Source organism: Marinomonas pollencensis (genome assembly GCF_003387375.1).
Taxonomy (GTDB): domain Bacteria; phylum Pseudomonadota; class Gammaproteobacteria; order Pseudomonadales; family Marinomonadaceae; genus Marinomonas; species Marinomonas pollencensis.
Map to the genome: position 1 here is coordinate 288,781 of NZ_QUNG01000005.1, position 17,468 is coordinate 306,248.

At 46.1% G+C, this 17,468-nt stretch carries 14 protein-coding genes; 4 read left to right on the forward strand and 10 right to left on the reverse strand.

The features are described from left to right. Positions 1–271: 271 nt before the first annotated feature. Positions 272–466, reverse strand: coding sequence for a PA3496 family putative envelope integrity protein (locus tag DFP81_RS09720; RefSeq protein ID WP_115897573.1), 195 nt, complete (start codon positions 464–466; stop codon positions 272–274). Positions 467–650: 184 nt separating this feature from the next. Here DFP81_RS09720 and uvrD point away from each other — a divergent pair, with 184 nt between their 5' ends. Further along, positions 651–2,864, forward strand: coding sequence for a DNA helicase II (gene uvrD, locus DFP81_RS09725; RefSeq protein WP_115897574.1), 2,214 nt, complete (start codon positions 651–653; stop codon positions 2,862–2,864). Between the two features lie 40 nt (positions 2,865–2,904). After that, the gene (locus DFP81_RS09730; RefSeq protein ID WP_115897575.1) at positions 2,905–3,966 is read left to right on the forward strand and encodes a Gfo/Idh/MocA family oxidoreductase; all 1,062 of its coding nucleotides are present in this window, start codon (positions 2,905–2,907) and stop codon (positions 3,964–3,966) included. Positions 3,967–4,086: 120 nt separating this feature from the next. On the opposite strand, the gene DFP81_RS09735 is transcribed toward DFP81_RS09730, so the two are convergent. The 4 genes from DFP81_RS09735 to DFP81_RS09750 form a co-directional block, all read right to left on the reverse strand. After that, positions 4,087–4,770 (reverse strand): 1-pyrroline-5-carboxylate dehydrogenase, encoded by a 684-nt coding sequence (locus tag DFP81_RS09735; RefSeq protein ID WP_115897576.1) that lies wholly within the window; start codon positions 4,768–4,770, stop codon positions 4,087–4,089. A 23-nt stretch (positions 4,771–4,793) separates the two neighbouring features. Then, complete coding sequence (putA, locus tag DFP81_RS09740) at positions 4,794–7,916, reverse strand: bifunctional proline dehydrogenase/L-glutamate gamma-semialdehyde dehydrogenase PutA (RefSeq protein WP_115897577.1); 3,123 nt, start codon at positions 7,914–7,916, stop codon at positions 4,794–4,796. 355 nt (positions 7,917–8,271) lie between these two features. After that, positions 8,272–9,054 (reverse strand): helix-turn-helix domain-containing protein, encoded by a 783-nt coding sequence (locus DFP81_RS09745; protein ID WP_115897578.1) that lies wholly within the window; start codon positions 9,052–9,054, stop codon positions 8,272–8,274. 174 nt (positions 9,055–9,228) lie between these two features. Then, positions 9,229–10,188, reverse strand: a complete 960-nt coding sequence (locus DFP81_RS09750) for an NADPH:quinone reductase (protein WP_115897579.1) — start codon at positions 10,186–10,188, stop codon at positions 9,229–9,231. A gap of 428 nt (positions 10,189–10,616) precedes the next feature. Between DFP81_RS09750 and phoU the strand changes: the two genes are divergently transcribed. Together phoU and DFP81_RS09760 are read left to right on the forward strand one after the other, a co-directional pair. Then, positions 10,617–11,324, forward strand: a complete 708-nt coding sequence (gene phoU, locus DFP81_RS09755) for a phosphate signaling complex protein PhoU (RefSeq protein ID WP_115897580.1) — start codon at positions 10,617–10,619, stop codon at positions 11,322–11,324. 172 nt (positions 11,325–11,496) lie between these two features. Further along, complete coding sequence (locus tag DFP81_RS09760; RefSeq protein ID WP_220342905.1) at positions 11,497–11,997, forward strand: GAF domain-containing protein; 501 nt, start codon at positions 11,497–11,499, stop codon at positions 11,995–11,997. Between the two features lie 69 nt (positions 11,998–12,066). Here the strand turns inward: DFP81_RS09760 and DFP81_RS09765 are convergent, their stop codons facing one another. The 5 genes from DFP81_RS09765 to oppC form a co-directional block, all read right to left on the reverse strand. Next, positions 12,067–13,872: a sensor histidine kinase gene (locus tag DFP81_RS09765; protein WP_115897581.1), complete on the reverse strand. Its 1,806-nt coding sequence runs from the start codon at positions 13,870–13,872 to the stop codon at positions 12,067–12,069. Positions 13,873–13,875: 3 nt separating this feature from the next. Further along, entirely contained in the window at positions 13,876–14,394 is a 519-nt protein-coding gene (locus DFP81_RS09770; protein WP_115897582.1) for a putative pterin-binding protein, read from the reverse strand. Between the two features lie 147 nt (positions 14,395–14,541). Continuing rightward, positions 14,542–15,546, reverse strand: coding sequence for a murein tripeptide/oligopeptide ABC transporter ATP binding protein OppF (gene oppF, locus DFP81_RS09775; protein ID WP_115897583.1), 1,005 nt, complete (start codon positions 15,544–15,546; stop codon positions 14,542–14,544). Continuing rightward, complete coding sequence (gene oppD, locus DFP81_RS09780) at positions 15,543–16,532, reverse strand: oligopeptide ABC transporter ATP-binding protein OppD (RefSeq protein WP_115897584.1); 990 nt, start codon at positions 16,530–16,532, stop codon at positions 15,543–15,545. Before oppD ends, oppF begins: the two co-directional genes overlap by 4 nt. A 6-nt stretch (positions 16,533–16,538) precedes the next feature. Further along, positions 16,539–17,465: an oligopeptide ABC transporter permease OppC gene (gene oppC / locus DFP81_RS09785; protein ID WP_115897585.1), complete on the reverse strand. Its 927-nt coding sequence runs from the start codon at positions 17,463–17,465 to the stop codon at positions 16,539–16,541. Between the last annotated feature and the right edge of the window lie 3 nt (positions 17,466–17,468).

Sequence of the window (17,468 nt, forward strand, 5' to 3'; positions counted from 1 at the left end):
TTATTATCGGTTAAAAGATCAGAAATCAGGGCGTATGGTACTCCAACACGGAGATAACCGCTATAAAAAGGGAGCAAAGAAGGAAGAATTACGAGGTGTTTTATGTTGCTTTATATCAATAGTTAGTGAATTTTTGTGTACAAAAAGCACTTACCAAGCAAAAGTGTTGGCGATAAAAAGACGATCACTGGTGAAAAGCTCAGCGCGTCTGAGCAGCAGGCGAGTGTCTGCTGCTTAATTGATTACTCTATGGTGAGGCAATAAAAAGTGCTTATTCGTCCCAACCATCAGAAATAGCTTGGTGTAAGCGTTTTTCTTCTATGTATTTTTCAATGGCACGTCGTGCTTTGAGCATACGTACACTGTCTTCCTTTTGATTACGTTCACTTTTTTCCTTCTCTAAACTAATAGAGGCGTGAAGGATGTCAGTTTTTACTTCAGTCAAAGTTTCAGAAATATGGTTCATCGCTATACCCTTTGGCTAATTCGATGACACTGAAATGCACAGATCACTGTCATCGACTGTTGAAAAAAGTCAAAATAGACAGACAACTCGTTTTCAAGCTTATAAAAAACTCAAATCGATCAAAAATCAACCTATTTTTGCGTTTTTTTATGACAAACATATTAAATAATTACGGCGGAATGTGATGGACGTTTCTTTTATCCTCGACTCGTTAAATGATAAACAGCGTGATGCGGTGGCCGCACCACTGCAAAATAGCTTAGTGCTAGCGGGGGCAGGATCCGGTAAAACTCGCGTATTGGTACATCGCATTGCGTGGCTAATGCATGCTTATGAATTGTCGCCATATAGCCTGATGGCAGTGACCTTTACCAATAAAGCTGCGCGCGAAATGCAAGGGCGTATCGAAGAGCTAGTGGGGGTGCCACCACAAGGGATGTGGGTGGGAACTTTCCATGGTTTAGCCCATCGTTTGTTACGCGCTCATTGGCGTGATGCTGGTTTGAAAGAAAACTTCCAGATCATGGACAGTGATGATCAACTGAGATTAGTGAAACGTATCATGAAGTCGATGAATATTGACGATACCCGCTGGCCGCCCAAGCAAGTGTGTTGGTTTATCAACGCACAAAAAGACGAAGGTCGACGTGCTGCTCATGTACCAGACAGTCACGACCCTTTCTCCAAGGGCATGCGTGAGCTTTACTATCATTATGAAGAGGCTTGTGAAAATGCGGGCTTGCTGGACTTTGGTGAGCTGTTGTTACGTGCCCATGAGTTAATGCTGACCAATCCACCTTTACTTCGTCACTACCAAGAGCGTTTTCGTCATGTGCTGGTGGATGAGTTTCAAGACACCAACACCATTCAATATGCTTGGCTGAGAGTCATGGTTGGTGATCAAGGTACTATTACAGCAGTGGGTGATGATGACCAATCGATCTACGGCTGGCGTGGTGCGAAAATTGAGAATATCCAAAACTTCACTAAGCATTTCAAAGATGTACAAACCATTCGTCTGGAGCAAAACTATCGCTCTACGGGCCACATTCTGAATGCCGCCAATGGCTTGATCAAAAACAACGACGATCGTCTCGGCAAAGAGCTTTGGACGGAAAGTGGCGAAGGGGATCCGATTTCACTGTATGCCGGATTCAATGAACAAGACGAAGCACGCTTTATCCTTGGCATCATTAAGCAATGGCGTGATAAAGGCACGTCGCTAAGCGATATGGCCATTTTATATCGCTCTAACGCCCAGTCTCGAGTGCTGGAAGAATGTTTGGTGCGCGAACAGATTGCCTATCGTATTTACGGTGGTCATCGCTTCTATGATCGCTTAGAAATCAAAAACGCTTTGGCTTATGCACGCTTAGCGCTTGATCCAAATGACGATGGTGCCATGGAACGTGTGGTTAATGTGCCGCCTCGTGGCATTGGTGAGCGCAGTATAGGCACCTTGAGAGAAATGGCTCGTGATGAAGGCTGCTCTATGTGGCGAGCCGCGCAAATAATTGTCGAGAAGAGCTTGATGCCCGCTCGTGCAACCAACGCGATCAAGTCTTTCTTACATTTGATTGAAGGCTTAAATACCACGGTTCAGCAACCAGACCTCAATTTAAACGACATCTTCGAACAAATTATCGAAGAAGCGGGCCTAATTCCCTTCCATGAAAAAGAGAAAGGTGAGAAGGGCGAAGCGCGCATTGAAAACTTGAAAGAGTTAGTTGGTGCTGCAGGCGGCTTTAGCTGGAGCGACGAAGACGAAGAGTTTAGCTCACCGTTAATGGCCTTTTTGGACAAAGCGGTATTAGATGCGGGTGAAGCGCAAGCGGATGAATACCAAGAAGCGGTGCAGCTGATGACATTGCATTCAGCGAAGGGGTTGGAGTTCCCTCTGGTGTTCTTGACTGGGGTGGAAGAAAACCTCTTCCCGAGCAAGATGTCCTTTGAGGAACCGGGCCGTCTAGAAGAAGAGCGCCGTCTTTGTTATGTGGGCATCACCCGTGCGATGGAAAAACTCTATATCACCTATGCGGAATCTCGCCGTTTGTTTGGTAGCGAGTCGTTCAATAGCCCATCGCGCTTTATCAAAGAAATTCCAGTAGAGTGTTTAGAAGAAGTGCGTCTGCGTTCGCAAGTGAGCCGACCTGTGTCCATGCAACGCCCAGATTACCAAACGGAGAAAAATCGCCTGCAAAACAGTACGGTGCTGAACAATTTTAAAGCGCCAGAGGTAAACGTCAGTATGGGCGATAGAGTAAGACACCCGGTGTTTGGGGAAGGCTTGGTCATCAACTACGAAGGCCAAGGCCCACAGGCTCGTGTGCAAGTGAACTTCGACGATGAAGGCTCTAAATGGCTGGTGTTGTCATTTGCTAAACTGGAAGTATTGTAGCCGTAGACTGTTGATAAAATAATAAACAAAGGAGAGTGCTATGACCATTAGGGTCGGGCTGGTTGGCTTTGGTTTATCAGGACGTGTGTTTCACGCACCGTTTGTGATCAATGATCCTGATATGGAGATGATGTATGTATGCAGCTCCAAAGTTGATGAGGTAAAAACCGTGCTGCCGGATGTAACGGTGGTGTCGACGGCAGAGGCGATTTTTAGTGCCTCAGATGTGGATTTAGTGGTGATTACGACCCCTAATGAGTTGCACTTTACGCAAGCCAAACAGGCATTAGAAAGTGGTAAGCATGTGTTGCTTGAAAAGCCTTCGGTGACGAGTGTCTGCCAAATAGAGTCATTGTGTGCTTTAGCTCAACAGCAAGGCTTAATATTTTGTGTCTATCAAAATCGCCGCTTTGATGGAGACCTGCTGCGCTTGAAAGCCCTCATTGATGGCGCAGAACTGGGTGAATTAAAGCATCTAGATTCTCGATTTGATCGTTTTCGACCACTTGCTCAAGCTCGCTGGCGCGAAGAACCTGGTGTCGGAACCGGTATCTTTTGGGATCTTGCCCCGCATTTGCTTGACCAAATACTGTTTCTTTTTGGGCCCCCGAAGTGGCTGCATGCGAGCATTGATAGCTTAAGAGAAGGCAGCCAGACCCACGATTGGTTCGAACTGGAGCTGGGTTATGATGGCCAGCGAATTCGCCTAGCATCAACGCCGTTTGAAGCAGGAGAGATGCGTCGTTTTAATGCGCGATTTACCCAAGGTAGTTGGCAATGTGTGGGCTTAGACCCTCAAGAAGAAGCATTACGCGCTGGACAAATGCCATGGCAGTCTGAATTCCCCTCACAGGCCGCACAGCAGCGAAATACCCGTTTTGTTGCCCACACTCAAAATGACATAGAAACCTTCCAAGAGCCTGCCACACAGGGCGACTACGCGGCTTTTTATCGTCAGCTTGGCAATGCCATTATCGGCAAAGGTAAGGCTCCAGTGCCGATGGCGCAGGCTTGCCAACTAATCTATGGCTTATGCCTAGCAGAGCAATCCGCAGAAACCGGCCAACGAGTCGCCTGGGATTACACTCCAAAGTTAGCTTGATACTTTTTTAAAGACAAAAAAAACCCTCTTTGAAGCAAAGAGGGTTAAATTTGTTCAATAGGGAGGGTCTCTATTGAATAAAAAACTAACTCAGAGACCTGCGTCTCTGAGTCTGCTGCATTACTCGTCTAAACTACCAAGCTCAAGCAAGGTGGCGTTACCGCCGATTGCTGTGGTGTTGATAGAGATAGCGCGCTCTGTTACGAAGCGCAAAATGTAATGCGGTGCTGCAATAGTGGTTAAGTTCTGGCTGTCATTTTCAATGACTAGCTGACAGATCAAGCCGCTTTTTGCTGCTAAGCGTTGGTTCAATACTTGTGCCGCTGCATCATCACAAAGGATGGCAATGCCTGCTAGATTGTTTGCTTCAACAATCGAATCTAAAGCAGACTCAGCGATGTTTTGGATCACACCTTCAGGAACAGATGTCGCAATCTTATCCATGATTTCCTGACCTTTTAGGCCAACGGTGATAACCGGGTTACCAGCGATTAAAGCGGCGAATACTTGGCCAACTAAACCAACAGTTGCGGCGTCACTTTCGTCATTTGAAAGACAAAGGAAAGCACCACGACCTTGGGTAGAAAGCTCGTTGTTTTCTCCTGTCGGCCCTTCCATTGTTAATGTGTCAGCAATCTCTTGCTGAGCGTTGGCGATTTGCCAAACAGCCATTTTACGTTGTGCTTCAGGGAATAGGGTAAGGGTGCGAGCTAATAGCTCGTCACGACCTTGAACACCTAGAGAATCCCACGCTTCAAATACTTTGTCTGCTACTTGAATTTGAACAGGTTGTACGATTGTCATTGCCTTGTCTCCTCTGCTCGCCTTTAAAGTTGCTTTTCAATAGCGAAGCGCTGTAGATAATGTGGACCGCCCGCTTTAGGGCCTGTGCCGGATAAACCTTGGCCACCGAATGGCTGAACACCAACAACGGCACCTACTTGGTCACGGTTAATGTACAGGTTACCAACGCGAGCGCGGCGTGCGATACGGGCACAAGTCGTTTCATTACGGCTGTGAACACCCATGGTCAAACCGAACCCTGAGTTGTTGATCGTGTCGATGATCTTATCTAGGTCTTTTGCTTTGTAGCGAACCACGTGCAAGATAGGACCGAATTTCTCATCTGTTAGCTGATCGATGCTGGCAATTTCGAACGCAGCAGGTGCCACATAAGTGCCTTTATCTGCAAACGCTGGAAGCGCTGTTTCACCGATCAACTTGCCTTCTACCTTCATACGCTCAATGTGCTCAAGCAGCATAGTTTGGGCTTTTTTATCGATTACTGGGCCAACATCTGTGCTGTGTAGGTAAGGTAAGCCAACAGATTGTTCTTGCATCGCACCCTTAATCATTGGGATAACGCGATCTGCGATGTCTTCCTGAACAAACATAACACGAAGTGCAGAACAACGCTGACCAGCAGAAGCAAAGGCAGAACGAACTGCATCACGAACTACCTGCTCAGGAAGAGAAGTAGAGTCGATTAACATAGCATTCTGACCACCGGTTTCTGCAATAACAGGCACTGGTGCAACACCACGAGCCGCTAGTGTGCGGTTGATCAATTGAGCGGTACCAGTTGAGCCTGTGAAGGCCAAGCCAGCAATGCGCTTGTCGCTGGTGATTGGAGCACCGACTGTTGCGCCGTCACCTGGAAGCAGGTGAAGTACGTCAGTAGGAACACCCGCTTGGTGCATCATTTCAATGGCACGAACCGCGATTAAGCTCGTTTGTTCCGCTGGTTTCGCTACCACAGTGTTACCAACTACTAGAGCGGCAACCACTTGACCAGAGAAGATCGCCAATGGGAAGTTCCATGGGCTGATACAAGTGAACACACCACGACCTGTCATTTGAACGCTTTGTTCCTGACCTAGGTAGTTAGTGAAGGTGTGAGGTGCGGCGAAGTTAGTACGAGCTTGTTGCGCGTAGTAACGGCAGAAATCCACGGCTTCACGAACTTCATCAATACTGTCTTGGATGGTTTTACCCGCTTCACGATGGCAAAGTGCGATCAATTCAGCGTAGTTTTCTTCCATTAGGTCAGCGGTTTTGTCTAGGCAATCCGCACGCTCAGATGCTGGACGTGAAGACCACGCAGGGTAAGCGGCTTCTGCTAGATCGATTGCTTTGGTTACGGTTGCTGCGTCCGCCCAGTCGATTTGACCAGCGGTTTCGCTGTGATCGTATGGGCTAGTAACTGTATGAGTTTGACCCGTTTCAACTTTTTCGCCACCAACCAATGGGTAAGCACGCCATTGAGTGTCTTGTGTCATGAAGGCATCAATTTTGGCTTTAAAAGGGCCCCAATCAGATGCGATTTCGATGTTTGGACCAAATGAGTTTTTACGCTCTGCAAACATGTCGATTGGCAACTTGATGTTTGGGTTCGCCAGAGATTTACGGCTTTCCAATGTCGTTACAGGGTGATCTACCAATTCAGATACTGGGCAACGAGCATCGATCAGGCGGTGAACGAAAGAGCTGTTCGCGCCGTTTTCAAGCAAGCGACGAACCAAGTAAGGTAGCAAGTCTTTGTGACTACCAACTGGTGCGTAGATACGAACACAAATGTCGTTGCCTTTGATTAGGCTGTTGTATAGCGCATCACCCATGCCGTGTAGGCGTTGGAATTCGTATTCTTGTGTGGTTGCACCTAGCTCTTGTGCCAAGCAGCTAATAGTCGCAATGGTGTGCGCATTGTGGCTGGCAAATTGAGGGAAGATGTTAGCACGAGTGTGTTCGCTCAATAGGAAGCGTGCACAGGCCAAGTAAGAGGTATCAGTGGCTTCTTTACGAGTGTAAACCGGGTAGCCATTAATGCCGCGTTGTTGGCAAAGTTTGATTTCTGAATCCCAGTAAGCACCTTTTACTAGACGCACTGGAATGCGGTCGCCTTGCTCTTTTGCTAGAGCCGCTAGCCAAGCGAGAACAGGCAATGCGCGTTTTGAGTAGGCCTGAATAACCAAACCGAACAAACCCCAACCTTGAACACTTTCGTCGCGGTAAAGTTTTTCGAACAGTTGTAGAGATAGTTCTAGGCGATCCGCTTCTTCTGCATCAATGGTGATGCCGACGTTCAAGGCGCGTGCTTTAGTGATTAGACCTTTTACGCTTTCGAACAGCTCTGTCATAACACGTTCTTCACTGCCCACTTCGTAGCGCGGGTGTAGTGCAGAAAGCTTGATAGAGATAGTCGGGCGGTAGCCTTTGGTGTAAGTATCACGGCCAACGGATTCAACCGCTTGCTCGTAAGATTTTAGGTATTTGTCAGCGTCAGCTGCTGTTAGAGCCGCTTCACCTAGCATGTCGAAAGAGTAGGTGTAGCCTTTGTCGCGGTAGCTTTTACCACGTGACAATGCTTCTTCGATGCTGCGACCTAGGACAAATTGGTGTCCCATGATTTTCATCGCTTGGTTCATCGCTTTACGAATTACAGGCTCAGAAACACGGTTAACCATGCGGTTTACTAGGTTTGCTGGCGTGCCATCGTGTTTTTCATCCATAGTGACGATTTTGCCAGTAAGCAAAAGTCCCCAGGTAGAGGCATTAACAAAGAAAGAATCTGAGTTTTTAGCGTGAGAAGCCCAATCGGCAACACTTAAACGATCTTTGATGAAGGCATCTGCAGTGGCTTTATCTGGCACTCGCATTAGCGCTTCAGCTAGACACATCAGCAAGATGCCTTCTTTTGTATCTAGGCTGTATTCTAGCAACAAGGCGTCGATCATAGACATGCTGTCATCGTCTTTACGCACTTGTTCGATCAATTGTGTAGCTGCATCCGTGCAAGTTTTTAGCGCCGCATCAGTTGGCTTGGCTAAAGGTAATAATTCGTTTAACCATTTTTCCTCATCCATATTGTAAAGAGGAGAAATAAGCTGCCACAATTCGTTAAGTGGTCGCTGAATGAAGTTGGGTTGTAATACTTCAATTGCTTTAAACATGGTCGGATTCTCCCGCTACAAATCGAAAAGCCGATGGGCTTTTATTGATTAGACCGTGTGTTGTTATAGAGCTTATGACAGCTTTTTGAACTTCAATTAACGGTTTATTTTTACTGTTAATTTGCAAAAAACTGCATGTCCGGATAATGGACACACTTTAGTTACAGAGTGTAGAAACTGTCTTTCGAAAAAGTCGGTTTTTTTTATAAGAAAATCCGATTTTAAGGGGAGATAGTGCAAGCCGCTCGATAATTGTGCAAAAACAGTCGCTAAAATGATCGAAATGCTTACGAATGGTGCGTAACTGGTTTGGAGGTTCTGTGATGTTTTGGTATTAAAGGTTTGTTATAAAAAGTCAGATGTCCTGCTTAGGAAACTGTTTTTGATAGCGCAGCGGAGTAATACCCAAGGTTTGAGAAAAGACATTGGTCATGGCACTTTGGCTTGAAAAACCACACATCTCAGCAACTTGGATAGGGGGGAAACCATCGCTTAATAATTTCTGAGCTCGCTCTAAGCGTTTGCGCATTAAATACTGATGAGGTGTCATGCCGGTACGTTCTTTAAAGCGCTCGTGAAACTGACTCACGCTCAAAAAACAAAAATTGGCGAGCTGACTAATATGAACACGACGGGATAAGTTGAGTTCAATAAATTGGTCGAGTTTTGAAATATCCAGATGGTTGCCACGCACGCGAACGTCTTTATTATTGGTCAGCTGATGGCGGATAGCGCTGAGCAAGGTGTTACCGCAAGCGCGGGCTAGCATTGGATCATTTGGGTATTGTTGTAACTCCCCAGATAATGCGGAAGCTAAAATTTGTAATCTAGGGTTCAGCTGAAAGTAAGCGGCTTGATCGAACAGGCGCGAGACAATTTCATACTCTTCATCTGTAATGGCTTTTTGCGGAGGAATGGGCAAGTTAACCACCATAATCTGGTTGTCCCCTAGACCGGCAAAAGCATGGCTGTTTTCAGACGGCAAAATACAGCCACCGCCAGTAGGCAGTTGCTTACTTTTACCTTCAATATCGAAGTCGGTATTACCATCTACCACCACCACAAGTTGGTGATAATCATGATCGTGAGTATCGGCTTCGTTAGGTAAACTGAAAACGTCAGATTCGGAAGTGGTCAAAGTCTAAAAACTCATCAATTTAATCATATGAAATATTGCCAAGTATAGCGGTCTTAACTGGTCTTTAGTAGAGGCAGGATGATGAGAATTATTCAGTAAAATCTTTGCCTTCGCGGCACAGCGATAAGTAGCAAGACACCTTATTGATCTACAAGGTGTCTTGCGTTTAAAAGGCTAATTAATTTGCACCACCAAATTGCCTAATGCCCCAGATAATAGGACGTCATCATGGGCTTGAGCGAGTTCTGTTAATGGGTAGCTCTTGCGCACAACGGGCTTTAGTAGACCCTTTTGAAACAATGGCAGCATGGCTTTGGCGATTAACTGAAGGTCAGCGGGTTGGACATTCGCTAGAGCGACACCAATTACGGAAGCATCACGCGCCATTAAGTCTCTAGGGTTGATTTCTACCGTACCTCGGTTGCCGACAACTGCCACACAACCACCAAAGGCGAGGGCTTTTAAATCTTGGTCAAGGTTGTGATTAGCGAGCATCTCAATGATCACATTAAAGCCTGTTTCAAGTGATTGAAAAGGTACTAAATGATCGGCATCGTTATGCAGAATAACTTGGCTTACTCCTAGTTGATTCAGCAGTTCAACGCCGGCTTGAGTTCCGGCACTGGCAGTGACTTCCATGCCTGCGGCTAGAGCGAGTTGCACTGCTGCAGTACCAACGGCACCCGTAGCACCATGGATTAACACCTTGTCGCCGGCTTTTGCTTGGGCACGACCAAATAATGCGCGGTGGGCTGTGGTGAAAGGTACTCCTAGACAAGCGCCTTCTTCGAAGCTTAGGCTGTCTGCCAGAGGAAAAAGTCTGTCCGGGCTACATACCGTGTATTCTGCCGCTGAACCGCCAAGGTTTCGGCTAAAATAAACTCGTTGTCCAGCGCTGAAACCGGTCACATTTGACCCCACTTCAATGACAGTGCCTGCACCATCTGAACCAGGAGTATGAGGGAAATTAGCAGTATAATTATTCACGCCTGAGCGAATATAAGTATCCACTGGGTTTACGCCTGCAGCACCGACTTTTACTAACACCTGATCTGCATTTATAGTAGGTGTATCCACGTCTACTATGGTTAGATCGCTTGCTGGGCCGTAATTCATTATCTGCATTGCTTTCATAAAACTCTCGCTTATCACCGTAGTTGTAATTGTTGTTTACGTCGAATATCACTAGTGAGCAACAGTTTATGGGATATTGAAATGCATGGGAATCTTCTTCTGGCAGGAAATAGCGATACAGACATAAGTGGGTAAATGCTTTTAATATTTCTGTAATATATAGGCTTTATAGTTTTGCCTAAATATAAGTAGTCTATGGAAGGTATGATGGCATTATCTAAGCCAGCGTCCTCTTAAAATGGCTAGCAACTTAAAGCAAATGTGCCAGTTTGAGCTTTTGCTTGTTCTCTTTGGAAGTACCATGCAGGGCTGGTTCTAGCCGTAGTGTACTATCAGAAATGTACCATCAAGAAAGCAATACACTCAATAAACGGGTTTTCAATAAACCGCATTACAGTCATTAAGGCATCGGGGCGGAAGGACTAATTATGAAAGAGTTAACATCAGATCACACATCGAAGCAGTTTAATAATGAGCTGGAAGCATTGCGCCAGCACTTTCTAACTATGGGTGGTGTGGTTGAGCTGCAAGTACAAAATGCGGTTCAAGCCTTGATTGATAGCAATGGTTCTTTGGCGGAAGATGTAAAAGACAAAGATGCGGCAGTGAATGAGCTAGATGAGATTATCGATCAAGAATGTAATCGTATTTTAGCAAAACGCCAACCTGCGGCTGGTGATTTACGCATGGTTTTATCCATCAGCAAAGCGGTAAGTGAGCTTGAACGTATGGGTAACGAAGCGAAGAAAATTGCACGTTTGACCCTAAAATTGATTGATGAGGGTGAATCTCCTCGTGGTTATGTAGAGATTAATCGTATTGGCCAAATGGTATCGCGCATGATCCACGATACTCTTGATGCTTACGCGCGTTTAGACATTGATGCTGCCATTGCCGTGGTAAAGCAGGACCATTCTGTGGATCAAGAATACAAAACGGCGTTACGCTCTTTAGTGACTTACATGATGGAAGATCCTCGTAGTATTTCTCGTGTTTTGAATGTGATTTGGGTGCTTCGCTCGCTAGAGCGTATTGGTGATTACTCGCGCCATGTGTGCCAACACTTGGTGTTCATGGTGAAAGGTGTGGATGTTCGCCATATACCAGCCCATGAAATTGCAGCACAAGTAAAGTAGTAACCCTCGGCGTTAAAGATTACGAAATGCCCCTAAACAGTTTACTAGTTTAGGGGCATTTTTTTGGCTCCTCTTGGACGTTGAATTCCCCATTCTTTTACGTATTACCGCTTGGTTGTTAGCCTTTATTTACCTATCATTTGTGCCTGTTTTTCTTAATTAGGTAACTCCCGTGTTTGAGATAGAAGTCGACTCGAATAGCACACCTGAAGTGCATTATCAGGAATTGAATGAGCAGCTGGCAGGCCTATTAACAGGCGAGCGTGACTTGATTTGTAACGCGGCTCAGTTCTCTGCGTTTATCATGCAGACGGTTGCTGATTTGAACTGGGCTGGCTTTTACTTTGCTCGTGGTGAAGAGCTTGTGTTGGGGCCTTATGTGGGCAAGGTGGCCTGTACCCGTATTCCTTTTGGGCGTGGGGTTTGTGGCGCCGCTGCCATCGAGCAAAAAACACAACGTGTTGACGATGTTCATGCTTTCTCTGGGCATATTGCCTGTGACGCCGCTTCTGCTTCTGAGGTTGTTATTCCGGTGGTTGTCGACGGTCGCTTTATAGGAGTGTTTGATATGGACAGTCCGCGAACTGGGCGTTTCTCAAGTGTCGATCAAAGTGGTTTAGAGCAATTAGTCGAGACCTTTGTAAAAGCGACCGACTTTTCTTGGTCATTTTAAAATAGAGTTGTCGATTCACTTATCAAGCTATGTCAGGGCAAGTCGGTATTTTAGGCGCCCTGATGTCGCTTATGTTTTTTGAGCATTAAAATAACGTTTAAGGCGTATGTTCAACTGGGACTGAGTAAGAGGAAAGGTCAAACTTTGCGCGCGCGCCAAGTATGGGCATTGCTCTGGATCTAACTCAAGCTGATGATCATACAATACGAGGGCGCCGTTATTTTGCCAATGTAAGATATGACTTTCTGTTTCCGGACTGATCACATCCGGCTCGGTAATAATGACCAAATCAATTTCTTCTCCCTCGTGATGAGGGCCTTCGGAATACAGTCCAGCTTCAATATTGATATCTTTTAATTGCAGTCCAAGAAATTTCGCTAAATGCTCATCTCTGGTAAAGATAAGGGCGCGTTTTTGTTCGGCACAGACGAAGTTATTGTTCTTCTCAGGTTGCTTTTCTGCTGCGTGATAAGGGATGTCGATCCAAAACTCTGTGCCGCTATTGGGTTCACTAGAAAAGTGAATATCCCCTCCCATTAGATGGACTAACTGATAACAAAGCGATAACCCAAGGCCAATATCACTTTGCAAGATGGAATGTTGATCGCTTTGAGTCAGAGGCGAAGTACGTAAATGTTTTTGCAGGGCGTGTTCTAGACCAAATCCTGTGTCTTTTATAGCGATTTGCAGCATGTTCGAGGTGTGGCTGTTTATCCCGTTGTGCGGTTGCGATGGCGCTACACTAGAGGGCCTAAGGTGAATGCTGATGCTGCCTTGTGAAGTATGGGTGATCGCATTTTGTAACAGTTCTAAGATAATCTCTTTGACGCGTTTAAAGTCGAGATCAATCCAATCTGGTAAATCAGGGTCGACATAAGTGACTAATTTTAAACCTTTAGGCTGTAGTTTATGGGCGAATATATGCACATAATTATCTAGGCTACTACGTAACGATTCGGTGGTACTGACCAAATTGAGCTTTTGAGCGTCCATCAATACTAGATCGGAAAACATATTAATGGTGTGCAGTAGTTCATTCGCCGTTTCTTTGATATTGGTAGACAACGCCGAGTTGGATTTTTTCGTACCAGAATGACGCCCGGGTTGCCCTAATAAGGCTTGGATTTGCGGACGTGTCTCTTGCACAACCAAAGTCAGAATTTTGGCTTTTTCATCGTGAATGCGCTGAACTTCCAGAGCTCGCTGCTTATGGTCTTTGTGGTTTTTCCGGTATACAGATAGCCCTTTAGCGATACATAAACAGAGCAAGAGTAAGCTGGCAAGAAAGCAAACCATGAGAATCCTGACGCGTTCAAGTTTATCGCCGAGCGCTCTTCGTTGTTGGGCAATGTATTTATTGGTGTCTTGGCTCACCAAAACAGTAAACTCATTTACTTGGTTATCGAGCCGCTTTAAGCGAGTCGTCATGTCATCCAGATAAGACAGATCGCCCGCTTCGATTTTCGATAGATTTAAGCTAATAAGTTCTAGTTCGCCGGTAATAATATTGAGCAATCGCACCGTTCGACCGCCGGTTAACCCGCGTATCAGGTAACCGACTTCGCCATTGCGTAATAAATCGACGCGGCTCATTAATAGGTCGTATTGCGCATAGGCTGCGCCTTGTAGAGGTAGGTCGTTCTCGTCTATTTGCACCAAATAATTGAGAAAGCGATAAGACTGTAATTGGAATTGTAAGGAGTTCCAGAGGGAATCTTCGTAAATGCGTTGTTTAGTCGCTTGAGAGCCATCACTGGAGTAGATAACAAGGCCAAATGAAAGTAATAAGGTGCTGATAAAGAAGGTGGCTAAGCCATAAATATACCAATGCTGTAATTTTGGTAAGGAAAGCCGATGTGTCAATCGTGACAGCATTATTTAATCAACCTGAGCGCTATTGGTAAGCACTTTTATTGAACTGACTTGCCAGATTGCTCGCCAGTAATACACTTCATGACGCAAATCTTTATTGTCATCAAATGGATAGAGCACCATGATGGGACCTAGATTTCTGATGCTGATGTCTTTGCCGTCTTTCTTGATCGCAAAAATAGCACCGTAATCCACAAAGTCGCTGATGGGAACATCGATCACATATTGGTTCAGTGCTTTGATGCGTAAGATATCGCCCGTTCCCCCCACAAGTTCTAGTAAATCCAGTGCAGAAAAACCAACATAGTCATGAGGGCGCTCTTTTTTGCTAACCCAAGCCATTGTCGTCGTCAGTTTATGTTGAGGTAATGCGGCCAGCATCTTTCTATCAAATTGTGCGCTATCACCGACATTGGTATTAGCGATGTTGCCCGTTAGGGTTAACAACACCGGGCCCGTTGGCTCGGGCAGTGCAAATGCTGGGACGACGAAAAGAAATCCAATCAACAATAAAAGTGCGCGCATACATAGATCCCTTATGATTTAGTCATGCTTTATCATATCAAAGTACGGACAATTTCGGAGGGTGCGATTGATCACAATAAACTCTATGTTTATAACAAACGCCCAATAAACTATATAGGGCGCTGTTAGGGGGTGAGTCAAGCTAAGTTATGCAATTTCTGCAAGTCGAATGCAGGCTGCTTGATGTTCTTCAGAGCACTTTTCGAGAGCAGGCTTTTGTTTTGTACACTCTTCATTAGCGTGTGGGCAACGGGTGCGAAATACACAGCCGGATGGTGGGCTAATCGGTGACGGTAAGTCGCCCGCTAGCAGTTGGATGCTTTTATTTCGCTCACGTTCCGGGTCTGGCACTGGTACGGCTGACAACAAGGCTTTGGTATAGGGGTGGCGCGGGTTGGCGTAAAGCGCATGCTTACTAGCGAGCTCAACCGCGTTACCAAGGTACATAACCAAGACCCGATCAGAGATGTGTTTTACCACACTTAAATCATGGGCGATAAAGACCAATGCCAAGCCCATTTCGGCTTGCAGCTCTTTTAACAGGTTCACGACCTGCGCTTGAATAGACACGTCCAAAGCCGAAACTGGCTCATCACAAACGACCAATTTAGGCTTCAGTATGAGTGCGCGAGCAATCCCAATACGCTGACACTGACCACCAGAAAACTCATGTGGGTAGCGGTTAATCACATTAGGTAGTAGCCCGACACGGTCCATGATGGCACGCACCTGATCCTTAACCTCTTGTTTGGATAAGTGCGGTTTAAAGGTGATCAAGGGCTCAGCAATAATGTCCCCAACCGTCATGCGTGGATTTAACGAAGCCAATGGATCTTGAAAGATCATTTGCAGTTCTTGGCGCTTGTCGCGCATCTGTTTCTTATCAAGGTCGGTCAAATCTTGGCTGAGCCAAACGACACTGCCGTCGGTGATAGGCACCAAACGCAACAGCGCACGCGCTAGGGTGGATTTGCCACAACCAGATTCGCCAACCACTCCTAAGGTTTCGCCCTCATAGATAGTCAGATCGACACCATCTACTGCTTTTAGGGCTTGCCCTTTTTGCCAAGGCCAGGCGTTATCGGGTTTGATATTGAAATGAACTTTTAAGTTCTTTACGTTCATTAAGACTGTGTTAGTTGAGTTGTTCATGGCGTCATCTCCGAGTGAACCGGTTTGTGACACGCGCGTAATTTGCCTGGCTGATACTCTTCAAGTGCAGGGGCTTCTGTACGGCAACGGTGTTCGACAAATTGGCAGCGCGCTTGGAATGGGCAGCCAGTAGGGAGGTTTAATAGGTTCGGTGGATTACCTGCAATCGTTGTTAAGGTCTCTTCTTCGCCATCAAGGCGAGGAATGGCTTCTAGTAGCCCTTGCGTATAAGGATGCGTAGGGCGATAGAACACATCGTCAGTTTGCCCGTATTCCATGGTGCGGCCGGCATACATGACCAGTACTTTGTCACATAACCCTGCCACCACCCCAAGATCATGGGTAATCATGATGATAGAAGTATTAAATTCGGACTTAAGTTCGTTCAATAAGGTCAAAATTTGCGCTTGTACTGTTACATCCAGTGCGGTTGTCGGCTCATCTGCAATCAAGAGTTTTGGCTGACATAACAAGGCCATGGCAATCATTACCCGTTGGCGCATACCGCCTGAAAACTCATGGGGAAACATGTTCATGCGTTTGCGTGCTTCTGGCATCTTCACCGCATCGAGCATTTTGACTGAGGCTTCAAACGCGTCAGCTTTGCTCATGCCCTTATGCAGAATAAGCACTTCCATAAGCTGCTTGCCGACCTTCATGTAAGGGTTTAATGACGTCATTGGATCTTGAAATATCATGGCGATTTTTTCGGAGCGAATACGATTCATTGCTTTGTCATTCAGTGCAAGAATGTTTTCTCCTTCGAAACGTGCTTCCCCTGTGATCTGGCCATTGCCCGCGAGTAACCCCATGAGGGCAAAGGCGGTTTGGCTTTTGCCTGAGCCTGACTCGCCAACGATACCTAGGGTTTCCCCTTGAGCTAGGTTGAAGTTCAAGTTATTAACGGCAGTCACTTGACCATCTGGTGTTTTAAAGTTCACGCGCAGATTATCAACTTCTAAAATGTTGTTAGACGAATTCATCATAGCCTCCTAGCGGTCTTTTGGGTCTAGAGCGTCGCGTAAACCGTCGCCTAGGAAGTTGAAACAAAACAGTGTGACGACTAAGAAAGCGAGCGGCCAAGCGAGTTGCCAGACAGCAATTTCCATATTAGGGGAGCCTTCTGAAATTAAGGCGCCCCAGCTGGTCATCGGCTCTTGTACCCCAAGGCCTAAGAAGCTGATGAAAGACTCAAGTAAGATCATGTTCGGCACCAATAAGGTGGCATAAACAATCACTACACCGAGTACGTTTGGCACTATGTGGCGGAGGATGATCTTGTGAGACGACACCCCACAAGCATAGGCTGCCTCAATGTATTCCTTGTTTTTCAAACTCAGTGTCTGTCCACGCACGATACGCGCCATATCAAGCCAGGACACCGCACCAATCGCGATAAATATGAGTAAGATATTGCGACCAAATACCGTCATTAGAATGATGACGAAGAACATAAAAGGGAATGAGTTGAGAATTTCTAGGATACGCATCATCACGCTGTCGACACGACCTCCCAGATAGCCAGACGTAGCGCCATACAAAGTGCCAATGACAATGGCAACGAAACTGCCCAAAATGCCCACCATCAAGGATATTTGACCGCCTTGCATGGTGCGTACAAAAATATCTCGGCCTAACGGGTCGGTGCCAAAATAGTGACCTGTCTCGATACTTGGGCGTCCTAAAGTGCTGATGTCTGACAGGGCTGCCCAATCAATGTCAGCATAATTCCACTGGCTTAAGAGAGGGCCAAAAATAGACAGTGAAGCAATCAGTGCCAGTATGATTAAACTGATTACCGCGGCTTTATTAGTGAAGAAACGACGGCGAGCGTCTTGCCACAAACTGCGGCCTTCGATTTCAGTCACTTGTTCGGCAAATTGCTCGACAGCCGCGACTTTATCTTTACTTGTGATCATAGT